We start from the raw sequence: 16,339 nt of genomic DNA, 5'->3' as shown, positions 1-16,339 counted from the left end.
TCGGCGGCCTCGGCCACCACCTCGATGTCGTCCTCGAGGCCGAGGAGGGCGCGGAATCCGCTGCGAATGAGGGGCTGGTCGTCGACCAGCAGGACGCGGATCATGACGTCCGGTCCACGGGGAGTTCGGCCTGGACGGTGAAGCCGCCCCCGTCACGTGGTTCGGCGCGTAGCCGGCCGCCGAGGGCGGTGACGCGTTCGCGCATGCCGAGCAGCCCGAGGCCGGGTGTCGGCGCGGTGTCCGGCGTGGCCTTGCCGTCGTCGTCGATGCGCATCGCGAGGGCGTCGGGCCGGTAGTCGATCCGGACCGACACGGTGGCAGCGCCCGCGTGCCGGGCGATGTTGGTGAGCGACTCCTGGACGATCCGGTAGGCGGTCCGGCCCACCGCGGCCGGCACATCGGGCCGCTGTCCTTCGATGGTCAGCGTCGTCTCCAGGCCGGTGCTGCCGGCCCGCTCCACCAGCTGCGGGATGTGGTCGAGCCCATGGGGCGGGGTGGTGTCGTCGTCGCGCAGCGCTTGAAGGGTCGCGCGCAGTTCGCGGGTCGCCTCACGTCCGGCCTCCTGGACCGCCAGTAAGCAGTCGGGCACCTGTTCTCCGCGCTTTCGGGCCACGTGGACGGCGACTTCGGACTGCACCTTGATGATCGAGATCTGGTGGGTGAGCGAATCGTGCAACTCGCGCGCGATGTGCAGCCGTTCCTCGTCGGCTCGGCGTCGCGCGGTCTCCTCGCGGGTGCGCTCGGCTTCGTCCGCCCGCCGCTCGGCCTGCCGCACCGCCTCCCCCGCGGCGAAGGCGGCGATCAGCCAGGCGAACTCGAGGACGCCACGGCCCTGCGCCAGCGCCTCGCCCAAGGGCCCGTCGTGGACGATCAGTGCCGGGATGCGGAGAGCGACCAGCATGGTTACGGACGCCGCCACGGCCAGGGCACGGTGCCCAGCCCGCACCGCGCCGTACACCGCGACCAGGTACGAGACGGCGAGCACGTCGAAACCGGCCGCCTGATAACCCACCGCGCACAGCGAGGTGACGGCAAGGACCACAAGCGGAGCCCGGCGGCGCGCGGCCAGCGCCAGGCCGCCCGCTGCCAGCAGCGCGTAGCCGAGCAGATCGGGCCCCGCGCCGGGGGCCTCCTCGGACCGCCCGGTGCCCAGCAGCAGCGCCGCCACTCCGACGGCGATCGCCCAGTCTCCGACAACGGCCGGGACACGGATCCGCCCTTTGTCCATGCGCGCACCTTAGCTGGATGGCACTGCGGCCGAGTCCCGCTCGTGGACGACCGGTCGGCTACCGCATCCGCGGTATCTGCGCGGCGTCTGCGGTATCCGCGGCAGCCGGGTGCGGCAGCCGCGGCAGCGCTAAGTGCCTGCGTCTGCGGGACGACCGGCGGTGGGTCCGGCCGACATGCTCAGACCCTGACCAGTTCGTAGGAGAAAGGGAGAAACCTTATGTCAGTCGGATTCGTGCTTGCCGCACCGGCGGCCGCGCATGTCTCGGCCCAGTCGGCAGCCGTCGGTGCTTACACCCTGACCACCGGGCGACTCGTGGGCACCACGGCCGCACTGGTGGCGCTGGCTGGCGTGGTCATCGGCGGGCTGGCTCTGGCCCGCTCCGCCGGCCGTATCGGCACCGGCACCGGCACCGGCAACGGGGGGCCATCGTGTCCCTGGTGGCGGGGCTGACCGGCATGGTCATCGGCGCGCTGAATCTGGCCGTCGCCGACGGTGGTCCCGGCACCGGCAACGGAGTAGTCGGTGGCGCCTTGGCCCTGGTGCTGGGGTTGATCGCCACGGTCCTCGGCAGGCTGGCTCTGGCCCGCTCCAACCGCACCGCCTGACCGCCGCACCGCCCGACCGGTTGGCGCAGTGAATACGAGAAGATGCCGCCAAGCACGCGCCGTCGAAACTCGTGAACTCTTCGACTGGCTGACGGACGCTGACTGCCTCCCGAACTGGCGGACAAGTACTGTCCGTTCTCGCGTACAAAGCCACCTGCAGCCTCATCTGCCTGCGACACCTCAAACGAGCCCAGCCACGACCGCATGACGAGCTCGTAGTTCAGAGAACACGTCAACACGCTGCTGATGCAAGAGGTCCTGGCTGATCCGAAGTGGGCGGACAGGCTCACCGACGCGGACCGGCGGGCGCTGTCGCCGCTGTTGTGGACGCACGTGAATCCGTACGGCCGGTTCGAATCGGACATGAACAGCCGCCTCGATCTGGACCTGTCCATCCGGGCGACGGTGCCCGGCCCGCGCACCCCGCACGAGGAGGCAGCCGCAGCCCCGGTGTGAGACCTGGGCTCGGCCCCGGCCGGAGACATGGTGAAAGCGGTGTTGCCCGGGACGCTGAAGCGTTCCAGGCACAACGTGCGTGAGCGGTAGCGACGAAGCTGCTGGGAGACCGCAGGTCCCGGTCGTCTCAGGCGGCCGGGGGATTCCCCGATTCGGGGGCGCGACGGTGTTCGGCGTTGATGCGCTGGGCTTCTGCGAGCTGGTCTTCGAGGACGACGATGCGGCAGGCGGCCTCGATAGGGGTGCCCTGGTCGACGAGCTCGCGGGCGCGGGCGGCGATGCGCAGCTGGTAGCGGGAGTAGCGGCGGTGACCGCCCGCGGAGCGCAGCGGGGTGATCAGGCGCGCTTCGCCGATGGCGCGCAGGAAGCCCTGGGTGGTGCCGAGTATCTCGGCGGCCCGGCCCATGGTGTAGGCGGGGTAGTCGTCGTCGTCGAGACGGCCGAACGAGTCGTCTGCTGTCATCTCACCTCTCTGTGGAACGCGTGGAGGGGCTCTGGTGCCATTGGCACCAGAGCCCCGAAGGAACTGCTACACCATCTGCCGGCCCTGGTACTGCGCCGGCCTTCTGTGTCCGCACTGCCGCAGGGGGGGTGCCGGCGTGTGCGGGGATCGCGGTTGCTTGACCGGAGACCACCTCACTATCGATGTCCTGCGGTACCCGGGCTCAGTGATTCCGCCCGGGCGATCCTGATGGCGCTCGGCTCCTCCGTTCTTCCCTCTGGATGAACTACTTACGGGGGACTGCGTACTGCTTGTACTGCTGGTGGTGCGAACTGCTGGTGACCTGAGTAAGCGCCACTCTTCGGCAGCCAGCCCCGTCGCCCGTCCTGCGTCTGCTCTGGCTTAGAACCCCACTGCCGAACTTCCCGGTACGCGCGCCCGCAGCCGACGCCTTTACCGAGGAACCACTGACAACCGCACTGCTGGTACTGCGAACTGCACTTACTGAACTGCCACTGCGGTACTGCTCACGGCGGCCCCTGATCACTGCGGGCCACCCGGTCCGGTCGTCAGCCCCGTCGCCGTCAGGCAACCGCTCTGGCTTCGGAACTCCACCACCGCACCGTCCTGCAACTGCGTGTACTGCTGCCCGCCAGTCCGTCTCTGCCGGGCCTTGCTGATCTCGGCTACGAGAGAAACCATAACCACACCACCGCCCAATGTCTACTCCAGCCGACACAGGTTTCCGCGTGTTCAACGGTCAGGTAATCGGGCGGCCCTGCCGGGTTAAGGGGGCGCGGGGCGGGGCAAGGGGCGCGTAGGCAGGACCGGGCATTGACGAGCCAGAGGCCAGGGGGAATCTGATGGACACCCTGTGCGTCGACGCCGCGACCATCCGCTCCGCGACCGCCGTCGCCGACGCGCGCGAGACCACCCGGGCCTTCCTCGAAGCCCTCCGACAGCCAGCCGTCGACTCCGAAGACCCGGAGCCGGCGTACGGCAAGAGTGTCTGGGCGGCGCTGACGAGGCCCGATAAGGCGCGAGTGGCACGCCCTCGCCCCCTGGCGAACGGCGGTCCAGCGGCCGGCTCACTGCCGGTAACGCCAGATCTGCCGCAGCCGCAGAGCCTCCATGGCCCGATGGGTCTCTAGTTCCGTATCAGGGAGTGGTTCTCGGCTGAGGCCGAGGCGCACCTGGCGATAGAGCCGGTGCGGGGCGGCGACGGAACTGTCGACCAGCGTGGACAGGAGCGGTTCGTCAGCCGGTGTGCCGCGGTCCGCCGCGACAAGCAAGGCGACTTGGTCGTCCGGGTGTAGGGACGGGAGCTGCCCGCCTGCCCTGACACGGAGGTCGCCCCAGTTCAGCGGTGTACCACCGTCGCGGGCCAGGTCCTCCAGGATGCTGCGGACGATGACGGCCAACTTACCGATGCTCTCGGCCAACAGGCGGTCGTCCTGCGGCGGCTCGGCGGTACGGCCTGCTATCGGCGCAGTGTTTCGCGAGGCGGCCGCCACCTGGGTGGAGCGCTCGGCGGCCTTCCGGTCCTCCAGTCTGCGCCGCCACCGATCGACAAGCTTGGCTTCCACGGCAGGCAGCGGTTGCGCGAGCTGGTCACGCTGTTCGCCGATCTCGTCAAGCAGCCGCAGCAGTTCCTGGGTGGGCCGAGCCTCATGGGTCCGGTCCAGCTCGCCGAGCAGGCGACGGATCTTCCTGAGATTCGGATCCTTCTTCTTGTCTGGTCCCGGCACGACAACGACGGTGCGAGGCCCTGCCTTGACGGAGGTCACGGTGATCGGACGACCGATCAGACGGTCGAGGTCGTCCAAGACACGGTCAACGGCCACCAGCCAGTCACGAAGAGCCCGCCTGCGACGGCAGACCTCTTCGTACCGCTGGAGATGCGCCTCCCCTTGTTGAATTGCCTGTGCCAAGCGCTGAGCACGCAACCCCTTTGACCGGCCCCGAGTCTTCGCCCCCTCCTTCAGCCTTTCCTGTATCTCCGTCTGTCTCTGGCGTGCCCAACGCAGGTCGCTCTCGGAGGGCGCATGCTCCTTGGCAGCCAGTCGGTCCGCAGCAGGCGACGGAGCGGCCGGCACGCGCGCCTGTCGGCTCCCGTTCTCGTGCGTCTTCTTGATCTCGGCCGCCGCCCACTGCTGCAGAGCGAACTCCGAGGTCGGCTCGGCGGCCCCAAGTCGGCCCAGTACCTGGCCCAGGTAGGGAAGGTGCCTGCCCAAGTGGGTGACGACCAGGACGCTCAGCAGCGGGCGGTCGGGGACCCGCGGCTTGTCCACCTCGACCAGCAACTCCTGACGCTTGGGGTTCGGCAGGTCATAGACCCACCTGCCGAGCCGCTCGGCCAGGTCGCTCCACGTGATCGTGGCGCCCTTCGCCGCGACCTCCTCCAGGACCTTCCTGAGTGCATCGGCTGTCTTCGTCGGTGTGATTTCCGGCGGTTTGGGGCCGCCGGGCGGGGGTTCGGCGAGCGGGGTCCGCTCACAGGCGCTGGAGACGCGAGGCGCCGGGAGGTGCTTCTCGTCGAGCGCGACGCTGGGACGCCACAACCCGGTGCGCTCCGCCTCCAGGCCGTTGAGCCGTACCAGGGTGTCGGCCCGGACTGCCCACGAGGAACCTTCTCCTTCGACGACATCCGTGACCAGCAGCCGGACCGAGCCTGCAAGGCGGTAGACGTATTGCTCCGTGGGAGCTGGCACCGTGTCGGGCAGGGACAGACAGGCTTGGACGATGCGGCTTCCCGTCGGTTTGACGAAGCCGGGAATCAGGCGCCTGCCGGGCACGTCCAACGGCGACGAAGACAAGGGTGCTGCTTCTGTGTCCACCGCGAACACGACCTGTCCGCTGGGAAGGGGCACGCTGCTGGGAAGCGGCTCGCAGCCGATGCCGTCGTCGCGGATGGCTCCCTGGGCGCGCAGCTCCTCGAGTGCGGGCGTGACGAGGCCGCTTTCGGTCACCCGGCATTGCTCCAAGGGAGCCCAAGGCGTTTTCCTTCCGTCGGTCATGGTGCCGATGAACACACGACGGTCGTTGCCCTCGGTTTCGCACCGCACGAGTAGCGCGTATCCTCGGCGCGCCACCATGTCGCGTGCGAGCGCGTCGTCCTGGCCGAAGACCCACTCGATACGGCCTTCTTTCGCACCCAGGCTGTCCGCCGCCTTGCGCCAGCTCCGGTAGTCCTCCGGGTGGAGTGCGAACCGGAGATGCGTTCTTGTGCGACGCAGCCAGAAGTCCACGGCATCACCGTGGCAATGGCCGAAGCTGCGCAGCTCGCCCTGGGCCGCATAACCCTGCTCGGCCAGCCAGCGAGTGACATGGGCCTTGATGAACAGGTGGTCGGCACCGTCCGCGCTGTGGGTGGTCCGGTGGCATTCCCCACGGCTGGGGTCGGCTTCGTGGGCGAAGTGGCAGACCCTCGTCACATACCGCTTGGGGCGCAGCGGTTCTCCACAGCCGCCGAGAAGCGTGCCGCACCAGAAGTCGTCCCTTCCGAACTGACGAAGGAACTCGTCGAGGTTGTGCGGCTCCTCCGGAAGGATCACTGGCTGGTCCGAGTCGCGGCCGCCGATGACCGCGGTCTGGATGAGACGCGTGTCGATCTGCCTCAACTTTGAATCCTCCGGTGGGCAGGTGAGATGAATGCCTTGAGGGACAGAAGGGTTGGAGCGTGTTTTCGCATCCGTGTGTCGAGTGCAACCACGTGTCCTAGATGGAAAAACCCAGGTCGGGGTGCAGGTCGAGGCGCTCGGAAGTCACTCGCCACACATCGGGCCGTGCCGAAACCGGGTCGGCTTCATCGCATGCTCGTAGAGGAGTTATTGATCTGCTCGCGGGTCAGTCGCACTGGCTCACCGGTGACGTTGTCGAACCGACGTCGTACCAGAATGCTGAACCCCAGCTCATGCAGAGCCATCTCGGCGACATTGGTGTTGCTCGGGCTTTGGCCGTTGAGCGCGTTCCGCACCAGCGCGAGCGCGGGGAGGTTCTTTCCGCCAACCACGGCGAACACGTTGAAGCTGTCGTCCTCGGGGGTGTGAAGGGCAGCGACGGCAACGTCCGCGAGGGTGAGAACGGCATCCCCACCATCTTTCAGAAGAACCCGGGTTTGTGCAGCCGTGCTGTCGGGCTCGGTGGCCATGTCGTCTCCTCAACGGACCTAGACGGATCGTTCTCCGGCCGTGCGGGCCGGAGCGGTACCCACCGTGCGGCACAGACCACCTCCCGCGGCAGCCATCGTCATGTCGGCCGCGGGACGCAGCTTCCTGTCAGGTCTCCCAACCCTGCTGGGCAACCTTCACAGTTCCTCCCCACAAGTAGCGGCGTGATTCTACGTTCAACAACGCGTGGAGGGAAGTCATGATCAACGTCTTGACCTGCAGTTCCTAACTCACTGCAAGTATCAGCAGTCGCTACGAGATGACTTGAACGTGTCGGTGCTCAGGACGTGCCACCTCGGGGCTCGACGTGGGGCGGCGGCCCCGGTTCGCCTCATGAGCCGCCCATCTGACGGGAAGCCACGGTAAGGGCTAGCAGAGGCAACACTGGGCCGCCGGCCTGCTGTACGGGGGCTACCTTCCAAGTCGGTGAAGCCCGTGGGCGCGGGCCCAGCCCTCTTGTGAGGTCGGTTATAGAGTTCCTGAACGCCTGTAACCAACCCACAAGCGGCCGCCAGCCTGCTCGATCACCTCGTCCACGACGGCCACAAGGGGCTCCACTCTCCCGCCAAGTACCTCAGCTAGACCGTGGTGCAGGCGCGTGCTCAGCCCTGGCGCGGTCGTCTCAAGTCGGCGTGCCAACCACTTCCCACCACCGCCCCAAGAGCCGCCGACGGCCAGCGCCAGCTCGCCGGTCCGGCGGACCAGTTCATTGGCGATGAACAACCGTTCGCTCTGATCGTTGCTCCCCACCAGGTCATCAAGGAGATCGGTGATCGCGTACCGGCGGTCCTCAATCTCTTCGGCCGACGCCGCGGGCGGCCCTGCGGAAGTCAGCTCCCGGGCCTCTGCGGCGAGGTGCGCCCCGAGTCCGTCGGTGTCGAAGAGGAGCAGCCCTTGCGCGCACATCCACAGCAGGGGTGACCGGCGCTTGTGTAGTTCCTGTTCGACGTAGGAGTGCCACGTCGCTTCGGTGTGCACAAACATCTCCACTGGCCACTCGGCGTACTGGAGGCTTGCCCGGTACGGCGCTGGGGCTCCATGAAGCAGCACCACGATGTCCAGGTCCGACGTCGCTGTGCGACAGCCCGTCACGACGCTGCCTCCCAGGAACGCGGCTCGCGCGTCGGGGTGATGCTCATCTACGACGGCGCGTGCGGCCTCGATCACATCCATGCGAAAACTATCAGCACTAACCCGCCCCGCGCCCACACCATTTCTCGGAATACCGACCTTTCTCAGGCCACACTTACGCTTGAGGCTAAAGGTCAGCGAACTCACGTAGTTGATGCACTCGGGGCTCGGATCGACCTCGAGGTCCCGGAGGTCACCCTCATGATGGAGGTCCCGGAGTCGGAGCGGCTGGCGTGGACTCCGCACGGCATGCCGTGCAATCCGCGGTTGCAGGGACGCAGCTGCATTTCCCCCGCGTTTGAACGCGTGCGGGGGGGGCGATGTCATCGGCGTCAAGCTCCAGATCGGCGTCTCTCTATGGCTGGCCGCTCAGTTCTATCCCCCGGCCAGGGTATGGAAGTACGTCCGCGACCTTGGCCAGTGCGGCGGACGTGCTGCCGCCGCTGCCGCGTGCCCTGGCACCCGGACGGCTGCAAGGCCGAGGTCGGACCACGGCCGCTCCGCTGGGCCCGGCGGACCACGCATTCATCTGTCGATGAGTGGGCGTATCGGGGCTTGCCGGAGCCATGATTCGCGAGGTGGCGTCGATGTCTGGGCCGGTCGGCCGCGCACCTCTGCCCATGTGGAGCGAGTGAGCATCGATCACGCGGGAAAGCTGCTCACTCGCTCCATTTAACGTGCCTGGATCTGGCACCCATGCCTACCGCCGTACGTGACCAGGCTCGGTACGTGTGGTCGGGGTGCCCCCTCGTCAATTGGCTCGAGGTCTACTCGGCATCGCAGGTCGTGGCCTCGGATCCAGTCGATTCCGTAGACCTCGTGCCCGTACTCTCGCCCTTCTTGCCCGCCTCGATGGGGGCGTAGAGCCGCCGTTGAAGCGCATCGCGTTCCATGTCCGGGATCGTCATCGACTCGGCAAGCACGGCGGCGAGCGCGTCCACTTGAGTGGTGTCGATGTCAGTGTGGAAGTGCCACCGGATGTTCTCGTCGCGCGTGATGAGGTCGATCGCCGAGCGCGCGTTTTTGTCCTGTGTGGTTGCTGCTCGGATGTATCGCACCTGGTCGATCGGGATGACTTGACGGATCTCGCCTTGCTCAAGGAAGGCGTTCGTCTTGGCCATGATGATCCGGCGATCCGTGACGGCGACCAGTGTCTTTGCCGGGGCTTTGTCCATCGCTGCCGCCAATATATCCTTCGCTCCGCCGAGGATCGCAGAAATGGGATCGGGGGCATCGAGCTGGTCGGGGAAGCCGAGGACACGTAGGGTCTCACCGCCCTCGAGGAACCATCGCAGGATGCGAAGGTACGGCTCGGGAGCCAGCGATTGGGGTGCGCAGACGACGCCCGGAGCCTCGAGTGGAGGGGCCGGCGGGTGGAGAGCGTCGGCAAGAGGCTCGATCGCCTCCAGAAGACGGGCGGAGATTTGGCGGGCTGCGTTAGAGTCCCTCCGCTTGCCCGACAGTGGCAGTGTGTCGCGTCCGGGGAGCTCGGCGATGGTTCGTAGCTCCCGCGTCAGCGAGTCGACGAGCCGCGTCGTCTCGGCGAGAGCGGAGTCGAGCTCTTCGCGAGTGTCGCGCGCGATGATGTCGACGAGCCGCGCCTCGCCGGCGTCGTCGGGTCCAGCGGCTCTTGCCCGCGCGGCGTGGAGCGCTTGATATCCGGTCCATGCCTTGAGGGAAGACAGGAGGGCGTTGGCGTCGAAGAAGATCGCCGCGGCGTTCGTCTGGAGATACTCGCGGCGGCCATGTAGGTCGAGCTCATGGATCTGCCCGATGTGGTCGCGGACGTTCAGTCGGTACAGCTCCAGCTGCTTGCCCAGGACCGCCTCTTTATCCGCGACCTTGTGCCACAAGGTGGTGGGGACCGATTCGACCTCTCGCGCGTGGTCGACTGCGCGATCGACGGTGGCGACGAGGCCCGTCAGTTCGGCCCACTGCTCGTTGCGGATGGTTGTGAGTACCTGGCTTGTCAGCGCGATGTTGGTCGACAAGGCCCGTGACCTCGCTCAGCTGCATCTGAAGGCCGATCATGGCCAGCGCCGGTCCGATGGAAGCCGCGGTCTGCGCCGCGCTCACCTCGGTCAAGGGGATGAAGCGGGCCTGAGCGATGAAGCGGCTGGAGGAGATCACCGTTCCGAGGTTCGCGCCATCCTTGACGGCGAGCGTTGCGCCGGCCCTCAGGAGAGCCTGTGTCGCGTCGCTGATCCTGTAGAGCCCCTGCACGCTGGCGAACGCGTTTCCGAGGTTGCCGGCCGCGGTCGCCACGCTTCCGATCGAGGCGAGGACGGTGGAGATCTGCTTGCGGTCGGCCGCTGACACGAGCCCAAAGTCGAGCAGATCGGGCTTGAGTTCCGCCGGGACCTCACCAAAGACGACAGCAACCCCTGGAAGCACCTCCGCCAGGACCGTCGATGCCGCCGTTGAATCGATGTCCGAGTCGGGTGTCGGATCGTCCACAGCAGGCGAGTCGGCGGTATTGCTCTGGCCGTTCTCCTCAGGCTCGGCGATCTCCGTCGAGTCCGAAGGATCCTGCATGCGATCTCCTCCCCGCGAGGGCGCGCAACGGCCAGACGTCGTCGGCGTTCACTGGCGAATTGTACGGCTCGGCGCCCTGCGGTTCAGTCCGAACGGCTCCAACATCACGGGACAGCCCACGACCGGTGGGTGTCCGGCTTCAACACCACCCAGAACATCACCCTGGGCACTACCAGCGAATCCGGGGCCTCCCGCGTCCACACCGTCCTGTATGCCACCCTGAGCGACGGCATGCTCAAGATGTATGCCGGTGACTACACCGGTGCCGATGGCATCCTCGTCGACGCATCCATCCGCCAGACCCGCTGACGGTCAGCGGGTGCTCGTCCCGTCAGACTCCGCTGAGGGCGAGATCCACTTCCCACAGCTTGCCGGCCTCCTACGTGTGATCTGCAGCGCTGCGGAGTGCTCTGATGCTCGGGATTGCCCGGGCCCGCGAAAGGCCCGGCGCCTTCCCGGGTCGGGCAACCGTTGCTCAGCTGTCGAGATGCAACGGGATCCTGCCCCGGGGTGCGAACTGGCATGCAGTAGTGGACCTGCTGGAGCGGTTCGCAGGAGGTGAGGGTCTCGACCACTCATGCGGCGGCTGCAGCGCCAAGCGTCCAGGTGGTGAGCAGATCCGCCGTCTTGGCATACGACGGCCCACCGTTTATCGTCATGCTGACATTTACTGGGCAAGGAGCTCTGCATGGCTGTCAGCGACGTCCTGGGCGATATCGTCGCGCCCCTGAACACTGTGCTGTTCGGCTTCGGCCGCGATGCGGTGACCTGGGCGGAGCTACTCGGCTTCGCCACGGGCGCGGCCTGCGTCTGGCTGACCGTCAGAGCGAGGATCGCCAACTTTCCCGTTGGTATCGCCAATAACCTGTTCTTCCTGGTTCTGTTCTGGAGCGCCCAGCTGTACGCCGACGCCGTGCTGCAGGTCGTGTACCTAGTGCTGGCGGCCGTCGGCTGGTGGACCTGGCTGCGCGGTGGCGAGCGCCGCTCCGCCCGGCTGATGGGCCACGCCAGCGCGCGCACCGTCGTCGTCTTGCTGCTGCTCGCCGTACCCGCGACCTGGGGCCTGACCGTGGCGTTGACCCGCGCCCAGGACATCGCACCGTTCTGGGACGCCCTGACCACCGCGCTGTCGCTGGCCGCCCAGTGGCTGCTCAACACCAAGTCCTACGAGAACTGGTACTTCTGGATCGCCGCAGATGTGGTCTACATCCCGCTGTACTTCGCCAAGCTGCTCTACCTCACGGGCATCGTCTACGTGCTCTTTTTGACGATGTGCCTGCTCGGACTGCGCAGCTGGCACCGGGAACTGGCAGCTGGCCCATCGACCCCTGCAGCGGACCTGGTGCGCGCATGACGTTCCCCTTCGACCACGGACTGGTCATCGGCAAGTTCTACCCTCCTCACGCCGGTCACCACTTCCTGGTGCGCACCGCGGCGGACAGCTGCCGTCGCGTCACAGTCGTGGTGATGGCAGCCGACGTGGAGTCGATACCGCTGGCCAACCGGGTCGACTGGCTGCGCGAGGCGTACGCCGACCGGCCCCAGGTGGCCATCGCGGGCATCGTCGACAACCTCCCGGTGGACTACAGCAGCGACAGCGTCTGGGCAGGGCACGTCGCTCTGATGCGGGAGGCGGTGGCGGCCGGAGCGCATGCGGCCGTTCCGGTGGACGCGGTGTTCACCTCAGAGCCGTACGGCACCGAACTGGCGCGCCGGTTCAACGCGGCGGACGTCCGTCTCGACGGGGCACGAGAGACGTTCGCGGTCTCCGCCACCGCGGTCCGCAGCGACCCGGTGGACCGCTGGGACGCGCTGGAGCCGCCGGTGCGGGCCTGGTTCGCCCGGCGGGTGGTGGTGCTCGGCGCCGAGTCCACCGGCACCACCACGCTCTGCCGCGACCTGGCGCAGGCACTGCGTGCCCGTGGCGGTCCGCATCCGCTCACCCAGTGGGTTCCCGAGTACGGGCGCGAATTGACCGTCGCCAAGCTCGCGGTGGCCCGCGCGCTGGCCGCCCGCCGCGGCTTTGCGGAGCCCACTGTTTTCGACCTGGAGTGGAGCGACGCCGACTTCGAGGCCGTCGCCGCCCGCCAATCGGCCGAGGAGGAACGCGCGGCCCGAACCGGCGGGCCTGTGCTGGTGTGCGACACCGACGCGCTGGCCACCACCGTCTGGCAGGAACGCTACCTCGGCCGAACCACCGAGGCGGTGCGCATCCTCGCCGACGCCATGCCGCCCAGGGCGCTGTATCTGCTCACCGACCATGAGGATGTGCCATTCCACGATGACGGCCTGCGCGACGGCGAGGAGTTGCGGCCCTGGATGACCGAGCGGTTCCGCAAGGTGCTGTCCGGTCGCGGCGTGCCCTGGCAGGAGGTGCGCGGCGACCGCTCGACCCGCTTGCGACTCGCCCTGGAGGCAGTCGACCGGCTGCTAGAGGAGGGCTGGCGCCTGGCCGCCCCGCTCGGCTGAGGGCGGCGGCACAGCGCGATGGAGCATGCCGACGCAGCGCTTCCTCTCCCGCCGCTTCCAGATCAACGCCGCGTGTCCGAGGCGACCCGTTACGTAGCGACGCCGCGGTTCACCGGCTGAAAGCGGACGACGTGCCGTCGGCCTCCCCAGCCGCACGGAGTGATGGTCTCCCAGTCTTTTGCGGGGTCCCCGGTCAGCAGGTACTCGCTCAGATACATGTCTGTGTCCTCGTGAGCCCAGCTGCAGCGCGACGTTCAGGTCCGCCAAGATCTCGCGCAACAACTGGTGCGGCAGATCGGCCAGACCTTGGAGGATGTGCGTACCGGGGTGGCCCGGGTGGGCGTGAAGGTCGAGTGGGCGGTGCGCACGGACGCGGACGCGAAGGCCATGGTGGAACTGGTGAAAAGTCCCCCCCTCGGACGAGATGTTCGAGCGGATGTGTGACGTACTGCGGCAGCGGATGGACGAGTCCGTCGGGGACACGTGGGCGGACAGGGTCGCGCACACCTTCGACTACCGGGCCTGGCACGAGTGGAAGATCTCGGTGACCCACTCCTCGTTCAGCGATGGGGGCAGTGACCGTTTCAAGGAGGTCAAGCCGCGCGGTATGAACCCGCTGGAGACGTTGTCGACCGGGGAACGACGCCTGGCCACGATGCTGCCCCTGCTGGCGGCCGCGTGGTCGATGTACAGCGGGGAGTACCGCGGGCCGCGGCTGCCGTCGATCGACGAACTGGACGCGGCGTTCGACGACGCGAACCTTCGGCAGATGCTGGGACTGCTGCGCCGGTGGGAGTTCGATGTGCTGGCGACCGCGCCCTCGATGACCCCAGTGATCAAGAAAGAGGCCGGGCAGGTCATCACCAGCGGGAAGCACCGCGTGACGGTGCCGTGGCTGTGGCAGGGCCACGGGGAGGCGCAGCCGCTGACGCTGGACCTCGGCCCTGGACTTCGACGGCGGGATGGCGACTGATGGGCACGACATGGGAATGGGTCGCGGGCGATGAGGCGCTGGCCCCGCTGTGGGCCGCCGTGCACGACCGGCTGTGCGCCGGGACGGATCCGGCGGCCGTGGCGAGTGTGCGGGTGACCGGTCTGCCGCCGGCGGGGGTAGCGGCGTTGCGGGCGTGGCTGGACGACGCGGGCCGACTGCACTCCCTTTGCACAGCGCGCGACGGCTCCGGGCGGCCGGGCGAGCGCATCGGCGCCCGCATCGCCCGATCCGCGGCCCACTGCCGTCGCGCCCCGGCCGGCGCCTGCGGCATCGGCTTCCTCGGTCGTCCCATCCAACACCTCCGTGATCAAGGTGTTGCGACGACCAGTTGAATTCGCCCTGTATCTACGGGTCCATATGCGTTTGATTCTCCTGCATGCTGGTCTTCCAGGCCTGATGGGGTGATTGCGTGGGTGAGATGACGATGCCGCAGGAGCGCAGCGGCCAGGACACCGCTCCCAACCACGACCTGACGGCGCTCTTGGCCCTCTCGGGGATGAGCCACAAAGCGCTGGCCAAACGCATCAACGAACTGGCTGAGCAGCGCGGGCTGTCCCGCCGCTACACCCACACGTCCGTTGCCAACTGGTGTGGCCGGGGGATGGTGCCGCGCCATCCGGCACCCCAACTGATCGCCCAAGCCCTGTCCGAGCGCCTCGCACGACGCGTGACTGTCGCCGAGACTGGTCTCGGCATCCGTGACGACGCGCGCGGTCCGGAAGGTGAAGGGCTGTCCTTCTCCCGCGCCACGACCGCCGCCCTACGCGAAGCGGCCGACTTCTGGAGCCCTGTGAACCGACGCGATTTCCTGGCCAGCGCACCCTTCACGGTCGGGGCGTTCTCCACCCCGTTCTTGCGCTGGCAGCCTTGCGAGGACGCGCACACGCTCGGCGGGCCGGTCGTCGCCGGCCCGCCCAGAACAGCGTGTATCAGCCCCGCGGGTGGCCGGCTCCCGGCAGGAACCGTCCCGCCCGCTCCCCGAGCGGTTTGCGCTCCTCGGCCACCAGTGTCCCGCGCAGGTAGGTGCGTACCACGCCGCCCCGTACGCGGCGCCCGTCGAACGGCGTCCAGCCCGCCTTCGACAGTACGTCCTCGTTGCGCAGCACGTGCTCGGCGGCCGGGTCGACGAGGATGAGGTCGGCGTCCGCGCCTACCCCCAGGCGGCCCTTGCGCGGCCACAGTCCGTACGCCTTGGCCGGGTTCTCGCTGTAGACACGCGCGACATCCTCGTGGGCGAGGTGCCCGCGTGCTGCCGCGTCCAGCAGGAGCGACATGGTGCTGTCCAGGCCGGGCAGGCCGAAGTGGACGTTCCAGATGTCGCCGGCCCTCTTCTGTTCCAGGGTCGACGGCGCGTGGTCCGTCGACATGTGGGTCAGCGTGCCCTCACGCAGCAGCCGCCACATCTCCCGTTCGTCCTCGTCGGTGCGCGCCCGCGCCGGGGGGGTGAACTTGCGCAGCGCGCCCTCTGTCAGCACGTCGTCCTCCCGCAGCAGGAAATACTGCGGGCAGCCCTCGGCAGCCAGCCGCGCGCCTCCGGCACGCTCCCGCGCCACATAGGCGGCCACCTCGGGATGGCTGACGTGGGCGATCGTGGCACGGGCCGCGGTGCGCCGCACGAGCAGCGCAGCGACGGACGCGGCGACCAGCTCCGCGTCCCGGTTGCGCCACTGCGGCAGCAACCCCCCGTCCACCCGGCCCTCGGCCTTGAGCAGTTCCTCCGCCGACTCGGTCAGCGACTCGTCCTCGCAGTGCAGCAGGCTCACCCCGCCGACGAGCGCGGTCTGCGTCAGGTGCTCCTTGAGCGCGGCGGCGGTGTGTCCGGGCACACCGTGCGTGGTGCAGGTGAAGACCTTGAAGAAGGCGACCCCCGCGGCCCAGAGATCCGCCACCTCCCCGGCGCAGCCAGGCCAGGCGTGCGCCGCCAGGCCGTAGTCGACGTTCGCCCGGTCGCGCAGGTAGCTCCGCTTGTCCCGCAGGTCGTCGACAGTCCTGACTGGGGCGCCGTGGCTGTGTTCGACGATCGTGGTGACACCGGACGCCGCGGCGGCTGAGGTGCCGGTCGGGAAGTCCTCCCGGTCCGTGCTGCCGGGATCCATCAGGTGGACGTGCGTGTCGACACCGCCGGGCAGCACCATCAAGCCCGCCGCGTCGACGGTCTCGGCGGCTCGGGGCTGGTCCGGCCCCAGGTAGGCGATCCGGCCGTCGCGCACCGCGATGTTCGCCCGCCGCCGGCCCTCGGGGGTGACGACGGTGCCGCCCGCCACCAAGAGGTCCACTTCGGTCTCAGCCATTTTTCGGCCTCCTTGA

At 68.2% G+C, this 16,339-nt stretch carries 15 protein-coding genes and 1 pseudogene; 8 read left to right on the top strand and 8 right to left on the bottom strand.

Translation table 11 applies throughout. The features are described from left to right. Both ABZ396_RS39995 and ABZ396_RS39990 read right to left on the bottom strand, forming a co-directional pair. A pseudogene (locus tag ABZ396_RS39995) lies at positions 1 to 104 on the bottom strand (DNA-binding response regulator); the annotation flags it as partial. Then, positions 101 to 1,228, bottom strand: coding sequence for a sensor histidine kinase (locus tag ABZ396_RS39990; RefSeq protein WP_359187088.1), 1,128 nt, complete (start codon positions 1,226 to 1,228; stop codon positions 101 to 103). The pseudogene ABZ396_RS39995 and the gene ABZ396_RS39990, both read right to left, overlap by 4 nt. 219 nt (positions 1,229 to 1,447) lie before the next feature. Here ABZ396_RS39990 and ABZ396_RS39985 point away from each other — a divergent pair, with 219 nt between their 5' ends. The 3 genes from ABZ396_RS39985 to ABZ396_RS39975 all read left to right on the top strand — a co-directional run bounded on the left by ABZ396_RS39985 (position 1,448) and on the right by ABZ396_RS39975 (position 2,292). After that, positions 1,448 to 1,681 (top strand): hypothetical protein, encoded by a 234-nt coding sequence (locus ABZ396_RS39985; protein WP_358923470.1) that lies wholly within the window; start codon positions 1,448 to 1,450, stop codon positions 1,679 to 1,681. Then, positions 1,669 to 1,836 (top strand): DUF6223 family protein, encoded by a 168-nt coding sequence (locus tag ABZ396_RS39980; RefSeq protein WP_358923468.1) that lies wholly within the window; start codon positions 1,669 to 1,671, stop codon positions 1,834 to 1,836. Before ABZ396_RS39985 ends, ABZ396_RS39980 begins: the two co-directional genes overlap by 13 nt. Before the next feature lie 240 nt (positions 1,837 to 2,076). Next, the gene (locus tag ABZ396_RS39975; protein WP_358923480.1) at positions 2,077 to 2,292 is read left to right on the top strand and encodes a Tn3 family transposase; all 216 of its coding nucleotides are present in this window, start codon (positions 2,077 to 2,079) and stop codon (positions 2,290 to 2,292) included. Between the two features lie 127 nt (positions 2,293 to 2,419). Here the strand turns inward: ABZ396_RS39975 and ABZ396_RS39970 are convergent, their stop codons facing one another. From ABZ396_RS39970 to ABZ396_RS39950, 5 genes are all read right to left on the bottom strand, one after another. Continuing rightward, entirely contained in the window at positions 2,420 to 2,755 is a 336-nt protein-coding gene (locus ABZ396_RS39970) for a MerR family transcriptional regulator (RefSeq protein WP_358923466.1), read from the bottom strand. Positions 2,756 to 3,822: 1,067 nt separating this feature from the next. Further along, a complete protein-coding gene (locus ABZ396_RS39965) occupies positions 3,823 to 6,354 on the bottom strand; it encodes a hypothetical protein (RefSeq protein WP_358923464.1) in 2,532 nt (843 codons plus the stop codon). 185 nt (positions 6,355 to 6,539) lie between these two features. Next, the gene (locus ABZ396_RS39960; RefSeq protein ID WP_358923462.1) at positions 6,540 to 6,884 is read right to left on the bottom strand and encodes a hypothetical protein; all 345 of its coding nucleotides are present in this window, start codon (positions 6,882 to 6,884) and stop codon (positions 6,540 to 6,542) included. Between the two features lie 487 nt (positions 6,885 to 7,371). Next, a complete protein-coding gene (locus ABZ396_RS39955) occupies positions 7,372 to 8,076 on the bottom strand; it encodes a nucleotidyltransferase domain-containing protein (protein WP_358923460.1) in 705 nt (234 codons plus the stop codon). 725 nt (positions 8,077 to 8,801) lie between these two features. Further along, complete coding sequence (locus tag ABZ396_RS39950) at positions 8,802 to 10,025, bottom strand: hypothetical protein (RefSeq protein ID WP_358923458.1); 1,224 nt, start codon at positions 10,023 to 10,025, stop codon at positions 8,802 to 8,804. A 673-nt stretch (positions 10,026 to 10,698) separates the two neighbouring features. On the opposite strand from ABZ396_RS39950, the gene ABZ396_RS39945 reads away from it, so the two are divergent. The 5 genes from ABZ396_RS39945 (at position 10,699) to ABZ396_RS39925 (ending at position 14,364) form a co-directional block, all read left to right on the top strand. Further along, positions 10,699 to 10,878, top strand: a complete 180-nt coding sequence (locus tag ABZ396_RS39945) for a hypothetical protein (RefSeq protein WP_358923457.1) — start codon at positions 10,699 to 10,701, stop codon at positions 10,876 to 10,878. Positions 10,879 to 11,257: 379 nt separating this feature from the next. Further along, entirely contained in the window at positions 11,258 to 11,923 is a 666-nt protein-coding gene (gene pnuC, locus ABZ396_RS39940; protein ID WP_358923455.1) for a nicotinamide riboside transporter PnuC, read from the top strand. Next, complete coding sequence (locus ABZ396_RS39935) at positions 11,920 to 13,038, top strand: AAA family ATPase (protein ID WP_358923453.1); 1,119 nt, start codon at positions 11,920 to 11,922, stop codon at positions 13,036 to 13,038. Before pnuC ends, ABZ396_RS39935 begins: the two co-directional genes overlap by 4 nt. Before the next feature lie 436 nt (positions 13,039 to 13,474). After that, positions 13,475 to 14,011, top strand: coding sequence for an SbcC/MukB-like Walker B domain-containing protein (locus ABZ396_RS39930; protein ID WP_358923451.1), 537 nt, complete (start codon positions 13,475 to 13,477; stop codon positions 14,009 to 14,011). Then, the gene (locus ABZ396_RS39925; protein ID WP_358923482.1) at positions 14,011 to 14,364 is read left to right on the top strand and encodes a hypothetical protein; all 354 of its coding nucleotides are present in this window, start codon (positions 14,011 to 14,013) and stop codon (positions 14,362 to 14,364) included. The genes ABZ396_RS39930 and ABZ396_RS39925 overlap by 1 nt, the downstream gene beginning before the upstream one ends. A 597-nt stretch (positions 14,365 to 14,961) precedes the next feature. On the opposite strand, the gene ABZ396_RS39920 is transcribed toward ABZ396_RS39925, so the two are convergent. Then, the gene (locus tag ABZ396_RS39920) at positions 14,962 to 16,323 is read right to left on the bottom strand and encodes an amidohydrolase family protein (RefSeq protein ID WP_358923449.1); all 1,362 of its coding nucleotides are present in this window, start codon (positions 16,321 to 16,323) and stop codon (positions 14,962 to 14,964) included. Positions 16,324 to 16,339 lie beyond the last annotated feature (16 nt).

It is taken from the genome of Streptomyces sp. NPDC005866 (genome assembly GCF_040629895.1).
Lineage (GTDB): Bacteria > Actinomycetota > Actinomycetes > Streptomycetales > Streptomycetaceae > Streptomyces.
The sequence above is the reverse complement of the archived record's forward strand: the minus strand, read 5'-3'. Positions and strand labels throughout refer to the sequence as shown.